The sequence below is a fragment of the Gluconobacter kondonii genome (genome assembly GCF_002723995.1).
GTDB lineage: Bacteria > Pseudomonadota > Alphaproteobacteria > Acetobacterales > Acetobacteraceae > Gluconobacter > Gluconobacter kondonii.
This window is the reverse complement of record NZ_BEWP01000001.1, coordinates 144,713-161,652: the sequence shown is the minus strand read 5'-3', so window position 1 is coordinate 161,652 and position 16,940 is coordinate 144,713. Positions and strand designations below refer to the sequence as shown.

Annotated in this window: 16 protein-coding genes and 1 pseudogene; 14 read left to right on the top strand and 3 right to left on the bottom strand. The window is 61.2% G+C overall.

From position 1 onward, the window contains the following. Positions 1-8 precede the first annotated feature (8 nt). From GKO01_RS00720 to GKO01_RS00680, 9 genes are read left to right on the top strand one after another with little or no spacing between them, the layout of a single operon-like run. Complete coding sequence (locus GKO01_RS00720; RefSeq protein ID WP_099285200.1) at positions 9-773, top strand: N-formylglutamate amidohydrolase; 765 nt, start codon at positions 9-11, stop codon at positions 771-773. Next, a complete protein-coding gene (locus GKO01_RS00715; protein ID WP_099285198.1) occupies positions 770-1,600 on the top strand; it encodes a shikimate dehydrogenase in 831 nt (276 codons plus the stop codon). Before GKO01_RS00720 ends, GKO01_RS00715 begins: the two co-directional genes overlap by 4 nt. Before the next feature lie 3 nt (positions 1,601-1,603). Beyond that, positions 1,604-2,209, top strand: a complete 606-nt coding sequence (gene coaE, locus GKO01_RS00710; RefSeq protein ID WP_099285196.1) for a dephospho-CoA kinase — start codon at positions 1,604-1,606, stop codon at positions 2,207-2,209. Continuing rightward, positions 2,206-2,892 (top strand): DNA polymerase III subunit epsilon, encoded by a 687-nt coding sequence (dnaQ, locus tag GKO01_RS00705; RefSeq protein WP_099285194.1) that lies wholly within the window; start codon positions 2,206-2,208, stop codon positions 2,890-2,892. Before coaE ends, dnaQ begins: the two co-directional genes overlap by 4 nt. Then, positions 2,892-3,812 (top strand): glycosyltransferase family 9 protein, encoded by a 921-nt coding sequence (locus GKO01_RS00700; RefSeq protein WP_099285541.1) that lies wholly within the window; start codon positions 2,892-2,894, stop codon positions 3,810-3,812. Before dnaQ ends, GKO01_RS00700 begins: the two co-directional genes overlap by 1 nt. 36 nt (positions 3,813-3,848) lie before the next feature. Next, entirely contained in the window at positions 3,849-4,898 is a 1,050-nt protein-coding gene (locus tag GKO01_RS00695) for a glycosyltransferase (RefSeq protein ID WP_167383401.1), read from the top strand. Beyond that, a complete protein-coding gene (asnB, locus tag GKO01_RS00690; RefSeq protein WP_099285540.1) occupies positions 4,898-6,658 on the top strand; it encodes an asparagine synthase (glutamine-hydrolyzing) in 1,761 nt (586 codons plus the stop codon). Before GKO01_RS00695 ends, asnB begins: the two co-directional genes overlap by 1 nt. A 28-nt stretch (positions 6,659-6,686) precedes the next feature. Further along, complete coding sequence (locus tag GKO01_RS00685; protein ID WP_099285191.1) at positions 6,687-8,006, top strand: dihydroorotase; 1,320 nt, start codon at positions 6,687-6,689, stop codon at positions 8,004-8,006. Positions 8,007-8,051: 45 nt separating this feature from the next. After that, positions 8,052-8,447: a hypothetical protein gene (locus GKO01_RS00680; protein ID WP_099285189.1), complete on the top strand. Its 396-nt coding sequence runs from the start codon at positions 8,052-8,054 to the stop codon at positions 8,445-8,447. Between the two features lie 26 nt (positions 8,448-8,473). Here GKO01_RS00680 and GKO01_RS00675 read toward each other — a convergent pair whose 3' ends face one another. Then, positions 8,474-8,800: a hypothetical protein gene (locus tag GKO01_RS00675; RefSeq protein ID WP_244901267.1), complete on the bottom strand. Its 327-nt coding sequence runs from the start codon at positions 8,798-8,800 to the stop codon at positions 8,474-8,476. A gap of 163 nt (positions 8,801-8,963) precedes the next feature. On the opposite strand from GKO01_RS00675, the gene GKO01_RS00670 reads away from it, so the two are divergent. From GKO01_RS00670 to GKO01_RS00650, 5 genes and pseudogenes are all read left to right on the top strand, one after another. After that, positions 8,964-9,647 carry a tetratricopeptide repeat protein gene (locus tag GKO01_RS00670; RefSeq protein ID WP_244901266.1) on the top strand — a complete coding sequence of 228 codons (684 nt, stop codon included), beginning with the start codon at positions 8,964-8,966 and terminating at the stop codon, positions 9,645-9,647. Beyond that, positions 9,647-11,047: a PQQ-binding-like beta-propeller repeat protein gene (locus GKO01_RS00665; RefSeq protein WP_099285188.1), complete on the top strand. Its 1,401-nt coding sequence runs from the start codon at positions 9,647-9,649 to the stop codon at positions 11,045-11,047. The genes GKO01_RS00670 and GKO01_RS00665 overlap by 1 nt, the downstream gene beginning before the upstream one ends. Before the next feature lie 4 nt (positions 11,048-11,051). After that, positions 11,052-12,437, top strand: coding sequence for a ribosome biogenesis GTPase Der (gene der, locus GKO01_RS00660; RefSeq protein ID WP_099285537.1), 1,386 nt, complete (start codon positions 11,052-11,054; stop codon positions 12,435-12,437). Positions 12,438-12,570: 133 nt separating this feature from the next. Next, positions 12,571-13,985: pseudogene (locus GKO01_RS00655) on the top strand (sugar porter family MFS transporter). Positions 13,986-13,989: 4 nt separating this feature from the next. Continuing rightward, positions 13,990-15,381 carry an MFS transporter gene (locus tag GKO01_RS00650; protein ID WP_099285536.1) on the top strand — a complete coding sequence of 464 codons (1,392 nt, stop codon included), beginning with the start codon at positions 13,990-13,992 and terminating at the stop codon, positions 15,379-15,381. On the opposite strand, the gene GKO01_RS00645 is transcribed toward GKO01_RS00650, so the two are convergent. Both GKO01_RS00645 and ubiA read right to left on the bottom strand, forming a co-directional pair. Continuing rightward, entirely contained in the window at positions 15,350-16,018 is a 669-nt protein-coding gene (locus GKO01_RS00645) for a class I SAM-dependent methyltransferase (RefSeq protein WP_099285186.1), read from the bottom strand. The genes GKO01_RS00650 and GKO01_RS00645 overlap by 32 nt on opposite strands. Continuing rightward, entirely contained in the window at positions 16,015-16,932 is a 918-nt protein-coding gene (gene ubiA, locus GKO01_RS00640) for a 4-hydroxybenzoate octaprenyltransferase (RefSeq protein ID WP_099285184.1), read from the bottom strand. The genes GKO01_RS00645 and ubiA overlap by 4 nt, the downstream gene beginning before the upstream one ends. Positions 16,933-16,940: the final 8 nt, after the last annotated feature.

Genomic DNA, 16,940 nt, shown 5'->3' with positions numbered 1-16,940 from the left:
AAGTCCTGATGTCTGCTCCCCTTCTTGGCGCCAATGACCCGGCACCCTTCCTTCTTTTTCCTGAAAAGACACCGTCTCCGTTCGTATTCGTGAGCGATCACGCAGGGCGGGCGGTGCCGGATGCGCTGGGAGACATGGGGGTGCAGACCGAGGACTGGGACCGGCACATCGCCTGGGATATCGGCATCGTCGGTGTCGGGCGCGTGCTGCATGAAACGCTGGGCGCGGCGCTGATCGAGCAGGTCTATTCAAGGCTCGTGATCGACTGCAACCGCGCACCCGGCCACCCGACCTCCATGCCGGGTGTGAGTGATGGTACGCCGGTTCCGGTTAATCAGGCGGCTCAGGAGAGTTGCCGGGCGCAGCGTGAGCGGGAAATCCTGCATCCGTATCATGACACGATCGCGGAGGTTCTGGCCGAGCGCGGTTCGCGTCCGACGGCGCTGATTGCGCTGCACAGTTTTACGCCGCAGATGAACGGGAAAGACCGCCCGTGGCAGATCGGCATTTTGCACAATCAGGACAGCCGTATGGCGTCGATCGCGCTGGATCTGCTGCGCGAAGACAGTGCGCTGTGCGTGGGCGATAACGAGCCTTACGTCCTGACCGATACGTCCGACTACACGGTGCCGCGCCATGCGGAAGCGGCGGGCCTGCCTTATCTGGAAATCGAAATCCGGCAGGATCTGATCCTTGAAAAAGAGGGGCAGCGGGCATGGGCCGAGCGTTTGGCGCTTCTGTTGCTGAAAGTCTGGGAAAGGCTGGCAGCATGATTGACGGGCATACGAAACTCGCCGGCGTCATGGGATGGCCCGTTGAACATTCGCGCTCTCCCATGATGCATAACCATTGGTGCCGGGTGAACGGGGTGAATGGCGCCTATGTGCCGTTGCCAACGCGGCCTGAAGGGTTCGATCAGGCGTTGCGCGGGCTCGCAGCAGCGGGTTTTCAGGGCGTGAATGTCACGATTCCGCACAAGGAAGCCGCGATGCGCGCCTGTGACGAACTCACTCCGACCGCCAAACGGGCGGGAGCCGTAAACACGATCTGTTTCGTGGCGGGACGGATCATCGGTGACTGCACGGACGGAACGGGATTTTGCGATAATCTGGGCGCGCATGATGTCGCGATTGCTGGCCGCGCGCTGATTCTGGGCGCAGGTGGTGCAGCGCGGGCCGTGGCGGCTGCGCTGCTGGACCGGGGCTGCGAGGTTGTGATTACGAACCGGACGCTGGAGCGAGCCGAAGGACTGGTCGGGGCCCTTGGCGGCGGTGAGGCCGTCGCGTGGTACGAATGGCCGTCCCTGCTGTCGGGTTGTTCGCTTCTGGTGAATGCCACCTCCATGGGGATGGGGGGCAAGCCCGGCATGGACTGGGATTCCGCGTTGCGAGAGGCTGCACCGGGGCTGTGCGTGACCGATATCGTCTACACACCGCGCGAGACGCCTCTGGTGTTGGCAGCTCAGGCGCGCGGACTGCGGACGGTGGATGGTCTGGGGATGCTCGTCCATCAGGCGAGGGCCGGGTTTCGGGCGTGGTTCGGTGTTGACCCTGAGGCCGACCACACGACGTTCGACCTTCTGGCGGCGAGCCTGCGCTAGAGCGTGAGGATCATTGGTCTGACGGGCGGGATGGCAGCCGGGAAAAGCACTGTTGCAACACTGTTCCGCAGAGCCGGAGTGCCGGTTTTCGATGCCGATGCATGTGTTCGGAGGCTTCAGGGCGAAGGGGGAAAGGCACTCCCTTTGATCGAACAAATATTTCCGGGCACGGTGGTTGAGGGACGTCTGGATCGAGGCGCGTTGCGAGAGATTGTACGGACGCAGCCTGACGCGCTGAAACGTCTGGAAGCCATCATGCATCCGTTGGTGCGCGCCGAACGGGCGCGTTTTCTGAAGCAGTGTCGGGCCCGGAAAGAGCCGTTCTGCGTGCTCGATATTCCGCTGTTGATGGAAATCGGCGAAGACCGACGCTGCGATCTGGTTGTAGTTGCAGAAGCTCCAATGAGCACGCGTTTGTCGCGTATCCGACAGCGGGGACGCAGTGGCGCGCGCATGAGTATGACGGACGCCAAAAGGCTGCTGAAACGTCAGATGAGTGACCATGAACGCAGACGCCGGGCCGACATCGTGATACGAACCGGCCTGTCCCGTGGACACGCCGCCCGGCAGGTCCATGCCCTGTTGCACCGGCTGCGTGAGGCGTCATGAAACGATCCATCCTGTTCGATACGGAAACCACCGGATTTGACCCGGATATGGGTGACCGCATCATCGAAATCGCGGCTCTCGAACTGATCGACGACCTGCCGACGGGTGAGGCGTATCATGTGCTGATCCACCCCGAACGCGACATTCCGTCCGAGGCGACCAAGGTGCACGGGTTCCGGATTGAGGATCTGGAAGGGAAACCGAAATTCGCCGAGGTGGCGGACGGTTTTCTAGAGTTCATCGCAGACAGTCCGATGATCGCGCATAATGCCCGCTTCGATTTCAAGTTCGTCAATGCCGAGCTGCAAGCCTGTGGGCGCGAGCCGCTCGACTACGCCAGTCGGGCCATCGACACTGTGGAAATGGCGCGGAAGAAATATCCGGGCCTTCCGGCAAGCCTGGATGCACTGTGCCGACGTTTCGGCATCGATCTGTCGCAGCGCGGCACACATAACGCACTGCTGGACTGTAAACTTCTGGCGGAAGTGTATGTCGAACTGATGGGCGGGCGGCAGCGTGGCTTAGGTCTGGCAGGTCCGTCCCGCAGTCGCAGCATGACGGACGGGATCAATGCGCTCGCCAGTCGTCCGCCACGGAAAATGGCCCCGCCGACAGCGGAAGAACTTCAGGTACATGAGGCGTTCGTGAGCACCATTAAGGACGCGGTGTGGCATCGCGAATGATGCGGATTTTGTTCATCACGTCCAACCGTCTGGGCGATGCGGTGATTTCCACGGGCGTTCTGGATGCCCTGCAGAAGCGCTATCCGGCGGCAATGTTCACGGTGGTCTGTGGCCCCGTTGCGTCGGGGCTTTTCGAAGCGGACCCGCGCTGTGAGCGCATCATTACCATGGAAAAGCGCCGCCATGACCGGCACTGGATTGATTTGTGGCGGGCCTGTTTCCGAACACGATGGTTCATGGTCGTGGATCTGCGGGGGTCGCTGATCGGGCTGACGTTGTGGGCGCGGCGTCGGGTCATTGTGCGAGGTGGGCGCCGGCCCGGAAGGCGGGTCGAGCAACTCGGGGAGGCGCTGGGGTATCGCCGTACGCCCATGCCGAAGGTCTGGACGTCCGAGGCTCAACAGGCGAATGCGGTTGCGACATTGCCTGAAGGGCGCTGGCTGGCGCTGGGGCCAACGGCGAACTGGGATGGCAAAATCTGGCCTCCCGAACGGTTCGTGGCGCTGGCGCAGGCGTTGCGGTCGGAAAATCTACGCCCCGTCGTGTTTTATGGACCCGGTGAGGACGAGCGTGCACGGGCGGAACCCGTACTGAAAGCGCTTCCCGATGCGCTGGATCTGGGTGGCAACCATACATTGGGCGATGTGGCGGCACGTCTTCAGCGTTGCGCGCTGTTTGTGGGCAATGATTCCGGCTTGATGCATCTCGCCGCCGCTGCAGGGACGCCGACGCTGGGTCTGTTTGGGCCGTCACGAGCGTCGGAATATGCGCCCGCCGGTCGTCTTGCGCGCTTTGTGGAAGCACCGGGGCCGGAAGGTCATGCTCCTATGGCCGGATTGGATGTGGCGCAGGTTCTGAAAGCTGCGACGGAAATCCTGAATGAAAAAAACGTGTTTGTTCCGGACCTTGCAACAGACTGACTTGATGCTCCGTCGGTCATGGCCGATAGAAGAAGGATGATGTCTGCATCGTCCAACGAATACCGGGGCCGTGTGGCCCATGTGATGGCGGGGGCTCCCCGAGGGGGCGCAGAGCTTTTCTTCGAGCGCTTGACGATGGCCCAGATGCGGGATGGCCGTCCCGTTCAGGCATTGATCCGACACGATGCTGGTCGGCTCGTACGGCTTGAGGAAGCAGGAGTCGACACCCGGACATACCGGTTTGGTGGTTTGCTGGATCTGCGGACCCGGCCTGGACTGCGGCGTAGTCTGAATGCGTTCCGGCCGGATGTTGTTGTAGCGTGGATGAGCCGGGCGGCGCGTCTCGTGCCGTCAGGGCCGTGGCAGATGGCTGGGCGTCTGGGCGGATATTATGACTTGTCGAACTACCGGCGATGCGATCATCTGATCGGCAATACACGGGGTCTGGCAGACTGGATGAAAACGCAGGGCTGGGCCGCCGATCGCGTGCATCATCTGCCGAATTTCGCGACGGATTTTTCAGACGTAGCTCCGCAGCGTCCCGATTTTCTGCCGCCCGGTGTGCCGTTTGTGCTCGCTCTGGGCCGTCTGCATGAAAACAAGGCCTTCGATGTTTTGATCCGGAGCATGAAGCATGTACCCGGCGCTCACCTTGTGATTGCGGGCGAAGGGCCGGAGCGTGCCGCGCTTGAGGCGCTGGCGAAGGCGGAAGCTGTTGCAGATCGCGTGCATCTTCCCGGCTGGATCGGGCAAAGCGGCCCATGGCTGCGGGCCTGTGACGTTCTGGTCTGCCCGTCCCGGATTGAACCGCTGGGCAATGTCGTGATCGAAGCGCTCTCCGCCGGGGTGCCGGTCGTGGCGAGCCGCATTCAGGGACCGCAGGAAATTCTTGAAGGCACGGAAGACGGGCTTCTGGCCGCAGTCGAGGACGAGAAGGATCTTGCGGCGCAGATTGGTAGTGTCTTGGAAAGTCCCGCACTGGCGCAGCAGCTTTCCCTGAACGGGCGGACGCGGTTTGAGCGGGAGTTTTCGCAGAACGTGGTCATGACGAGATGGTCCGCGTTTCTGGACGGGGTGCGGGCCTGATGTGTGGTATTGCAGGCCTGTCCTGTCTGCCGGGACATCGCCCGGACCACGCGGCGCTGGAGCGCATGTCACAGGCAATTTTCCATCGTGGGCCGGATGGAGAGGGGCGACTGGATCTGGCAGGGGCCGCCCTACGTCACCGGCGACTGTCCATCGTCGATATCGCAGGCGGTGCGCAACCCTTTAAACTTGGCGCGGCAGCTCTGATCGCGAATGGTGAAATCTATAATGATCCGGCCATCCGCACACGTTTCCCCACAACCTGCTTTCAGACGCACAGCGACTGCGAGCCGCCATTGCATCTGTGGTTGCAGGACGGTGCGGGCTATACCCATGCATTGCGGGGTATGTACGCCATTGCGATCGTGGAGAACGAGCATGGGCGTCATGAAATGGTGCTCTCGCGTGACCCATTCGGAATCAAGCCGCTCTATATTGCGGCTTACGAAGGCGGCATCGCCTTCGCATCCGAAACACAGGCGCTGCTTGCGGGCGGGTTTGGCAGGCGCAGCGTTCGCGAAGGGGCACGTGACGAACTGATGCAGCTTCAGTTCACAACAGGCCAGGACACCATTTTCGAAGGCATCCGGCGTCTTCTGCCGGGTGAGACGCTCAGGATCGTGGACGGGCGAATCGTGGAGTCACGCCGCCGTCACGTTTTGCAGGAGGCACGGGATACGGTTCCGGCCGGTCTGACGGATACAGATGCGCTGGCCCGGCTGGACACGGCGCTTCTTGACAGTGTGGCGGCGCATCTGCGGGCGGATGTACCGCTTGGGCTGTTCCTGTCGGGCGGGATCGACAGTTCGGTCATTCTGGCGGCGGCTCATCGGCTGGGACTTCCGCATCCCAAAACATGGACCGCGCGTTTTGATGCCGGATCGGCAGATGAGTCCGCCGATGCCACCGCTCTGGCGGCGTCTGTCGGTGCGGAGCATCATGTCCTGACCGTCACCGAAGACATGGTCTGGCGTGACCTGCCGGCCATTGTGGCGTGTATGGACGATCCGGCGGCAGATTATGCCATCATCCCGACATGGTTTCTGGCTCGTGAAGCAAAAAAGGACGTGACCGTCATCCTGAGTGGTGAGGGCGGGGACGAGCTTTTTGCGGGCTATGGTCGCTATCGGCGGGTCATGAAACCCTGGTGGAAAGGTGGTCGTGCGCCGTACCGATCCGGGACGTTCGGTCGAAATTTTCCGCAGCGGGGACGGCAGTGGCGGCACGGGATCGCCATGACGGAACTGGCGCTCGGAACATCCGGGCTCGAAGGCGCGCAGGCGCTGGATATCGCGGAATGGCTGCCCAACGATCTGCTCCTCAAGCTGGATCGCTGTCTGATGGCGCATTCCTTGGAAGGGCGTACTCCGCTGCTGGACCCGGTGGTGGCCAAAGCGGTCTGGTCTTTGCCTGAGACGTTCAAAGTGCGTGACGGTTACGGGAAATGGCTTCTGCGCCGCTGGCTTCAGGACGCACTGCCTCAGGCCCGGCCGTTTGCGCCAAAGCAGGGATTTACGGTGCCTGTAGGGGCATGGATCGAGAAACAGGCGCCGCGCCTGGGGCCGCTGGTCGCGCGTCAGCCCTGTATCCGCGCCATGATGCTCCAGCAGGATGTGGAGCGTCTTTTTGCCCGCGCCAGCCAGCGCGGCGTCGCACGGCAGGCCTGGACATTACTGTTTTATGCGCTCTGGCATCGCCATCATATCGAGGGTGTTCCCGTGGACGGGGATACGTTCGAAACTCTCTCGCGCGCTTTATGAATAGCTTACTGATTTGCAAGGACGGAATATGCATTACGATCTGATTATCCGCGGCGGAATCTGCGTTTTTCCCTGGGGCGAAGCGGAAGCAGATATCGGGGTTCGCAACGGCAAAGTGGCGTCGCTGTCCGTTGCTAGTGCGGATGAGGCGGATCGGGTGATTGACGCGCGTGGCCTGCATGTTCTGCCCGGTCTGATCGACGCACATGTTCATCTGCGTGATCCGGGCAAGCCGGAAGTTGAAACACTGGAAACCGGAACGCGCGCTGCGGCGCTGGGCGGGATTGCAACGGTTTTCGACATGCCCAACACGTCTCCGAGCATCACCGACGTGACGATGATCGACTGGAAGCGCGCTCATATCCGCAAGACGGCCCATGTGGATGTCGGGATGTATGTCGGTGCGACGCGTGAAAACACGCCGGATCTGGCGCTGCTGGAGCAGCAGCCGGGCGTGTGTGCGGTGAAGGTTTTCGCAGGATCGTCCACCGGCAATCTCATGATCGAGGATGATGCTGGTCTTGAGGCGGTCATGCGCTCTGGCCATCGCCGCGTGGCCTATCATTCGGAGGACGAATACCGCCTTCAGGCGCGCAAGCCGATGTTCCACGAGGGTCAGCCTTACGAAACACACAGTGTGTGGCGGGATGTGGAATGTGCGTTCCTCGGCACGCGTCGCATCATGGCGCTGGCCCGCAAAACCAACCGTCCGGCGCACATTCTGCACGTCTCGACGGCGGAAGAGCTGGAATATCTGGCCGATTATCGCGATATTTCCACGGTCGAGGTCCTGGTGAACCATCTCACGCAGGTCGCGCCAGAATGTTACGAAAAGCTCGGTGGTCTGGCGGTCATGAACCCGCCGCTCCGGGACCGGCCGCACTGGGAAGCGAGCTGGAAAGCCGTGCGGGACGGGCGGGTGGACGTGGTGTCGTCCGATCATGCGCCGCATCCGCTTGAGGCCAAGCAGCTTCCCTGGCCGAAATGCCCGGCTGGCCTGACAGGGACGCAGACGATCGTGCCGGTCATGCTCGATCACGTGAATGCCGGTCGTCTGTCGCTGTCGCGTCTGGTGGATCTGATGGCCGCTGGGCCCGCGCGGGTTTACGGGTTGCAGACCAAGGGGCGGATGGCCGTTGGATTCGACGCCGATTTCACACTCGTGGACATGAAAGCCGAGCGCGAAATCACCAATGACTGGATCGTCACGCCTGCGGGCTGGACGCCATTCGATGGCACGCGTGTCACGGGTTGGCCGATGGCAACGATCGTCCGTGGAACGGTCGTGATGCAGGACAATGAGGTTCCGGGTGCGCCAACGGGGCAGCCTGCCAAATTTGCGCCTTGATCTGGGCGTAGGGCGCGCAACGCTTCAATCAGGAAAGGGAGCTGTATGAGACGTTGCGTTGCCGCCAGCCGTAAGGCGGTGCTGTTTGGACTGGTTTTCGCAGGAATTGTTGGTGCCGGAACGGCACAGGCGGGTGAGGCAGCATGGACGGCTCCAAAATGTGGTGCCGAGCCGCAGGCACCAGCCGTCAAGGCTGGGACGGTCGCGCAATATAACGAAAGCGTTGACCGTGTGACGGCCTATGAAAAGGCCGCCCGCGTCTATAATGCCTGCGTTGCGGCTCAGGCTAACCGCGAAGAAACGGCCATCAGTCAGGATGCCAGTGCGCGGATCGCGCATGTTCATGCGGGAAGTGCCGCCGTTCAGTCTCATATTGCCGCGTCATTCCAGACGCTTTCCGCCAATCTGGCGGCAGCCGGGCGGAAGCTCGGCCATCACTGAAGCCCAGTTGGGGCAGTTTGCGAATCTTACTGCCCCATGCGTTCCTGATTCTGGAGCGGTGTCAGCGTCGTCGGGCCTTCATAGGTCTGGCGGGCGACATTGGGCATGAGGTCAGGACGCGCCCAGCAGGTCGTGCCTTCAAAACTCGTCGTACAGTAAGGCTGTGGCGGAGGTGGACCGATCGGGCGGGCACAGAAGCTCTCGTTGTCATACAGATAGGCCGTGTTGCAGTCCTTTCCGGTAATGGCGGACGCGATACGGTCCGGCGCGCAGCCGCCAAGGACGCAGAACACCAGTGGAAGCAGCAAGAGCGGGACGGGTTTTTTCATGGCCGTCAGGATGCTTTGGGTCACGTTAAGGAAGTCTGAATGTCGGTCGGATTTTCTGACGAAAACCGGTTTTTCAGCACTGCGCGCTGCGTGAATATCTGTTCGGGTGTGTGAAGCGTTTGCCGCGACGGTTCGGCACCTGTATGGTCGTGCAAACAGTTTGAAGACCGATCCAGCAGGGGACCAGGTGGCAGACGATTTCATCACGCAGATTGACGAAGAAATGCAGGCGCAGCGGTTGCGGGCCATGGCACGGCGGATTGGTGCTGTAGCTGGCGTTGTTGTGCTCGTTAGTGTCATTGGGGGTGGCGTATGGGGCTGGAACAGTCACGCACGTCATGTCGCACAAAAGGCGGCATCGGCACGCTATTTCACGGCCATGGCTGCTCTGTCTGATCCGAAGCGGGACGCTGCGGCCATCAGTAAAGCCACCGCAACCTTGCAGGATCTGGCGGAGCACGGCCCTGCGGGTGCGCGCTCCTATGCTGCGCTGCGTCTGGCTGATCTTCAGGTTCAGGCACATCAGGACGCTGCAGCTCTCCAATCATGGAAAAGCGTTGCAGATGATTCCGCAGCCGAACCGTCTCTGCGCGATATGGCGCGCTATATGGGCTTGAACGCCCAGACGGCCTCTCCTACTGACCCGAAGGCGATCCGTTCGGGCTATGAAGCTCTGGCGCAGGGTGGTGGAGCATGGGCGCCTCTCGCTCAGGAAGGTCTTGTGGCGCTGGATCTGCGATCCGGTGCGACGGCCGACCAGCAGAAGGAAGCCCGGCGTATCCTGACCCAGATCGTTAGCAGTGCAAACGCGACCGAAGGGGTGCGTGCGCGTGCACAGGCCCTGCTTGAGACATTTGGAGACGCCGGTTGATGCGCCGTCCTGTTCTTTCCCGCTCTTCTCTCTCCGTGAACCGCAGGGCTCTGCTTCGGACGGCCTGCTCAGGCAGTGCGCTCGCAGTTCTTGGCGGATGCAGCCTGTTTGAAGACGACAAGAAGCCACCTCTGGCCGGGCATCGTGTGGATGTGCTGTCCACGGGGGCAGGGCTCACGGTCGATCGTGACGATCATACGCCGATCAATCTCGGTCCGGTGCAGCCGGTTCGGGAATGGCTTCAGGAGGGCGGTCGTCCGTCCCACGTCGCGGTGAATGCGGCCTGGAACGGCCCGGATCTGGCCTGGAGCCAGACCATCGGTGCGCCGACCGACCCATCCAGTTTCCTGTCCATGATCGCCATCATGCCGACTAATCGTGGCGCCATCCAGTCTCCTCCGGTGATTGGAAATGGTCATCTCTACACGACGGACGCTCAAGGCGTTGTGAAAGCCTGGACATGGCCGGGGCGTCGCCTTGTCTGGACGCGCCAGCCTGCATCTTCGGCAAGCCGGTCCACCAATATTGGTGGCGGCCTCGCGATTGACGGGGACACCCTCTACATTGTGGATGGCGTGGCGCAGGCCCTTGCAGTTGAAGCGCTGACGGGCAAGGTGAAATGGCGCGTGAGTACGGGAACGCCGGGCCGTTCCGCTCCCACGATCGCGGAAGGCCTGATGGTCTTCGGAACCATTGACGAGCGGCTGATTGCACTGAATGCCAATACGGGCCATCAGGTCTGGGCGTATCAGGCGACGGCGGCAGACACGGTCATTTTCGGCCAGTCGGCTCCGGCCTTTGTGGATGGTGTGATTCTCGCGGGCTTTGGCAGTGGCGATCTGGTCGCGTTGCGTGCCGCTTCTGGCGAGATGGTCTGGAGCGACAGTCTGGGTGGCACGAACGGCATGGGCGCCATGCTGGACTTCTCATGCATCCGGGGCGCGCCGGTCATCAAGGACGGCACGGCCTATGCTGTGTCCATGTCCCGTGTGCTGGTGGCAATCGATATGCGTTCGGGCCGCCGCCTGTGGGAACGTGAGGTCAGCGGACAGAGTCCTCTGGCGATCTGTGGCGACTGGATGTATGTGCTGTCCACGGATCAGCAGATCGCCTGTCTGGATCGTCTGTCCGGGCATGTCCGCTGGATCACGCAGCTCCGTCGCTTTATCCGTGTGGATGTGGAAAAAGACGCCATTGCCTGGGTGGGACCGCTTCTGGTGAATGGCAAGCTGGTCTGCTTCTCCACCTTTCCGAAAGAAGGCATGGCGGTCGTGAACGCCGTGACCGGGAAACTTGAACTAACCCGCAAGACCGTTGCCCCGTGTCAGGTTCAGCCGATCGTCTGTGACGGTCATGTGCTGGCTCTGTCGCAGGATGCCGTTCTGCGGGCCTATGGCTGAACGAATGACCTCTGAGAACCTGCCCGTTGTTGTTATTGCCGGGCGCCCGAATGTCGGGAAATCCACTCTGTTCAACCGGCTTGTCGGCCGCCGTCAGGCGATCGTGTCCGATATGCCGGGTGTTACGCGCGACCGTAAGGAGGGCGAAGCCCTGCTGCGTGGCCGCCGTGTGCGGCTGATCGATACGGCCGGGCTAGAAGAAGCAGCACCCGATACGCTGTATGGGCGCATGCGCGCTTCGTCAGAATCTGCTGTTGCGATGGCGGATCTGGTACTGTTCTGCATTGATGCGCGCTCTGGCATTACGCCGGCGGATGCCCATTTTGCGAGCTGGCTGCGTCGTCAGAACCGCCCGGTTCTGCTGATCGCCAACAAGGCGGAAGGGCAGGCGGGGACGAATGCGGCGCTTGAAGCCTATTCCCTTGGTCTTGGCACCCCGCTGGCACTGTCAGCAGAGCACGGCGAAGGCATTGCCGATCTGATGGGTGAGATTGCCGAGCGTCTGCCTCCGGCTGAAAAACAGCGTCGTCGGGAAGCGCCGAAGGTTGATGCCGAGGGTGAAGAAGAGGAACGCCCGGCGGGTCCGCTGCGTCTGGCGATTATCGGACGGCCCAATGCTGGAAAATCCACGCTTCTGAATTGTCTGCTTGGCGAAGAGCGGATGATTACCGGTCCTGAAGCCGGGCTGACGCGCGATTCCATTGCAGTCACGCTTCATGACGATCAGGGCGAGATCCGACTCGTCGATACGGCCGGAATGCGCAAGCGTGCCCGCGTCGAGGAGCATCTGGAGCGGATGTCCGTTTCGGCCTCCATCGAAGCCCTGAAAATGGCGGAAGTGGTTGTGCTGGTGATCGACGCGACGCTCGGCGTGCATGAGCAGGATCTCCAGATTGGTCGTCTGATCGAGCGCGAAGGCCGCGCCTGTGTCATTGCGCTGAACAAGTGGGATGCGGTCGAGGACCGGAACGCGACGAAAAAGGCGATTCTGGACCGTCTGGAAATTTCTCTTGCGCAGGTCAGGGGTATTCCGGTTGTGACGTTCTCTGCACTCACGGGAGCGGGCGTGCACCGTCTTCTTCCGGCCGTGCGGGAGGTTTACGAGATCTGGAACTCGCGCATCTCGACGGGTGAACTGAACCGCTGGTTCGAAGATGCTCTGGAGCGCCATCAGCCGCCTCTGGTGGACGGTCGTCGCCTCAAGCTGCGTTATATGACGCAGGTGAAGGCACGTCCTCCGACGTTCCTTCTGTTTGGCACGCGTGCGGAACAGCTTCCCGATTCCTACAAGCGTTACCTAGTTAATGGCCTGCGTGAAACGTTCCACATGCCGGGCGTTCCGGTGCGCGTACAATTGCGCGGAACGAAAAATCCTTACGCAGAAAAGTGATTTTCTGTTGGTTTCGATATAGACTACACCCCTGATTGATCATTAAATACAGGACCGTCTGTTTCCGATTTCGGAACATTCGGTTCTGTTTCCCTCGCCAGTATGGGGGGATATGTTTGGGGTGACTAAGGGTATGGTTGGGATTGCTGCGTCTTCCAGCGAAGGTCTGTCGACAGGACAGACCCGCAGCACCGCACGGGCGACAACCCTTGGTATTCTGGCAGCTTTAGCGGGACTGATGTTCGGTCTTGATACCGGCGTTGTCGCGGGCGCCCTTCCTTTCATTGCAACCGATTTTCATGCGGGCGACGTTCTGCAAGGCTGGATCGTGTCCTCTATGATGGCAGGGGCTGCGGTTGGATCGCTGTTTGCCGGTCGGATTTCGGTTCGGTTCGGGCGCACCGGTGCGATGCTTGGCGCTGCAATTCTGTTTCTGATTGGTACGCTGCTCTGCGCTCTGGCTCCGGGCGCTGCGATCATGATCGTAGGCCGAATTTTTCTGGGGCTTGCGGTTGGTGTCGCGGCATTTGCAGCCCCGCTTTATATTTCCGAAATTACAGTTGAATCCGTTCGCGGAGCCATGATTTCGTTTTATCAGCTCATGGTCTCTCTTGGGATTTTTCTGGCATTTGTCTCGGACAGCCTGCTGGCTTCGGGAGGGCACTGGCGCTGGATGTTGGGGATCATGGCGGTCCCGGCCAGTTTCTTTCTTGTGATTGTTCTGATCCTGCCGCATAGCCCGCGCTGGCTGATGATGCGGGGGGAAACGGAGCACGCACGCCGGGTTTTGCAGAGCCTGCGATCCGATGAGGAAGTGGCGGAAGCGGAACTGGTCGATATCCAGTCGCGGCTCCAGAAAAGTAGCGACGCGGGGATCGGGCTTTTCAAAAGCAACCCCAATTTCCGGCGCACGGTCTTTCTGGGCATGCTGCTTCAGATCATGCAGCAACTCTCGGGCATCAACGCGCTCCTGTATTATGCGCCGCGCGTGTTTCAGGCCGCGCATTTCGGAACGAACGCGGCCATCTGGGCGACGACTCTCGTCGGGCTCACGAATATGGGGCGCTGACGGGTGTTGCGATCGCCTGTGTTGATCGCTGGGGGCGGCGGCCGCTGTTGATCCTGAGCTGTGCGATTGCGGCCTTTTCTCTTGCAGGCGTTGGAACGCTGCTCGCCATCGGAGCGAACAGTTTTGAATCCCAGCTTCTGCTCTGCGGGTTTGTGCTTCTGTTCGTCGCCGGGTTTGCCATTGGCGAAGGGCCGCTGGTCTGGACGCTGTGCTCGGAAGTGCAGCCAACACGGGGGCGCGATTTCGGGATTGGCTGTTCAACAGTGACCAATTGGGTTGCCAACTGGGCCATCTCCAACGTGTTTCCGCTCGGCATGGCCATGATGGGGGCGTCCGTGACGTTCCTGATATTTGCCCTCTTCAATGGTCTTTTCATCGTTGTGACCTTATTGTTCGTTCCCGAAACGAAAGGTGTCTCGCTCGAAAAGCTGGAGGCCAATCTTTTTGCAGGCATGCGCCTGCGTGATCTGGGGCGCTGATACCATGACGACCACGACGGAAGACGAGCAACAACACGAAGAATACGACTCCAAACGCCATGCTGGGCTCTACGGGGCGCAGCGGGTCAAGGCGATGTCGGCCGTTCTTCTGGCGCTTCTTCTATCGGTTCTGGATTATGCGATTGCCAATGTGGCTCTGCCGCTGATCGCGGTGGATCTGCATGCGTCATCGTCGCGGGCCATCTGGGTCGTGAATGCCTATCAGCTTGCGAATCTGTCTTGTCTGTTGCCGCTGGCCTCTCTGGGCGCGCGCGTGGGATTCGGACGGCTGAGCCAGTTCGGAATCTTCCTGTTCCTGATTGCCTCCGTGGCCTGCGCGCTTTCACAAAACCTTCTGGAATTGACGCTGGCGCGCGCCCTGCAGGGCATGGGTGGGGCGTGCATCATGAGCGTGAACATTGCGCTCGTTCGCTTCATCTATCCGCATAATGAACTGGGGCGCGGGATTGCGCTGAACGGATTGTTCGTCGGTATCGGCGTGGCGCTCGGACCCACTCTGGGGTCTCTGATCCTGTCTGTTGCGACGTGGCCCTGGATTTTCTGGATCAATCTGCCACTGGCTCTGGCTGCTCTGGCGCTGGCTCATGCAGCTCTCCCCGAGACTCCACGCAGTGATATTCCAACCGACGTGGTCGGCTCGCTCCTGACGGTGGCGTCTTTCGCCTTGACCGGCGTGGGGCTGGATGGGCTGATGCATGCCGATTTCGTGTCCGGCGCCGCAGTCACGGCTGCAGGTGTGTTGTGCTGGGCGATGTTGTTGCATTACCAGCGTGAACGACTTGAACCGATCGTGCCGGTCGATCTCTTGGCGCGCCGGCCGTTTCTGTTGGCGTGTCTGGTCGGATTTCTGGGCTTCGTGGCGTCCAATCTCTACATTGTGGCGATGCCTTTCACGTTGGCTACGGCATTCCATCGCGGGGCGGGAACGATCGGTCTTCTGATCGCGCCGTGGGCGGTGGGTGTAGCGACGATGTCTTTTGTAGTCAGCCGTCTGGCCGACCGTTTCCCGGCGTCGGTTTTGTCGTCAATCGGTCTGTTCATTACGGCGAGCGGTTTCTGCTTGCTCTGGTTCCTGCCGACGGATGCAGGCAACTGGGATATCGCCTGGCGGACGCTTTTTGCCGGATGTGGCTTTGGACTGTTTCAGCCGCCCAACAACCGCGCCATCATGGTGACGGCCCCTCCCGGACGGGAGGGCGGGGCAAGCGGTATGTTGTCTGTTGCACGATTGGCAGGACAGACGACGGGGGCGCTCCTCGTGGCAGCACTGTTTACGATCTTCCCCCATCCGGCCTTCATTTGCCTCGGGGCGGCCATGACCGTGGCGCTGACGGGATCAATACTCAGTCTGGGGCGGAAATATCTCGCAGCCTGAAGAGTGTGGTAGCGCGTTGCTCCACGCTTTCCAGTTCCTGCGTGACGGAGACGGAGTGCCGGACCAGCACTTCAAGCGGCATTGATGGCGCATAATGCCGACCCGGATCGCAGAGCCAGACTTCGCAGGTTTTCGAACACTCCAGAAGCCACGGAATAATCCGTGAAGCCATGGCTTCGTTGTAGCAGACGTCCCCGATGACCAGCAGATCACAGTCCGGAACCGTTCCGATCAGATCACCGGGAAGCGGAGTGACAGTTGCGTGGTTCAGCCCCGCATTAAGGACCGTAGCTTCCAGCGCCATGACATCAATATCGTTGGCCTGCACAGCCGATGCGCCGGACAGGGCAGCCGCAATGGCCGCCAGTCCACATCCGCAGGCCACATCCAGAACGCGACGTCCGCGCACAAGCTCGGGATTGTCGAGGATGAAACGGGCGATGAGCTGGCTTCCCGGCCATGCGAAAGCCCAGAAAGGCGGCTCTATGCCGATCTGTTCGAGATAGGTCTCGCTGGCTTGCCAGATCGGGGTGATCTCCGTCGCCAGATACAGGGAAATCTCGGGAACCAGTGACGCTTGTTCAATGCGTGTATTGTCGCGGATGAAGCCGACAGGATCGCCCAACGTGGTGATCATCCAAATACTCTTGCCGCGACGAAGCCTGCGGCCAGCACGAACCCGATGGGCACGTTACGACGAAACTCCTTCAGACACGCCGGAGCGTCATACGGGTTCAGCACCCGGACCTGCTGGAGCAGCATGGCCGTTGCGATGGCGAGAAACGGCCAGAAAATCCAGTGCAGATGGGCGTGGATACCGACGAGCGCCAGAGCCAGAATCATGAGGCTGTAACAGGTGCCGATGAAGGAGCGCGCGTTTTTCTCCATCAGGCGCGAGGTGGAGCGCACACCGATGCGGGCATCGTCGTCCATATCCTGAAAGCCGTAGATCGTATCGAATCCGAGCTGCCACAAAATGACGGCGCCATAGAGCAACAGCCCGTTGCCATCGAGCGTCCCGGCTGCTGCAGCGTATCCCATGGGGGCGCCGAATCCGAAAGTGAACCCCATGACGAGTTGCGGCCACCATGTGACTCGCTTGGCCGCCGGGTAGAGCGCGACGAGCAGAAGCGCGAGCGGGGCGAGGGCCCAGCAGACAGGCGGCAGGCAGACCAGTACGCCAAGCCCCATCAGGAGCAGCACCGCCAGAAGCAGCAGCCCCTGTTTCAGCGACAGCGCCCCACTGGCGAGGGGACGGCCTGCGGTCCGGGCGACTTTTGCGTCGATGTCGCGGTCCCAGATGTCGTTCACGACACATCCGGCGGAGCGCATGACAAGGGAGCCGAACGCAAACAGCGCCGTATCAATCAGCCGCGTCTGGAGGGACGCACCGGGGGCGAGGAACAGGCCCCACACGCCGGGCAGCAGCAGGAGCCACGTACCAACCGGGCGGTCGAGACGGGCGAGCAGCGCATAGGAGCGCCACGGCTCGGGGAGGCGGGCAATACGGCCGCTCAGATCAATGTCGGTATGGGCGCGGGTCTGGCTCATGGGAAGAT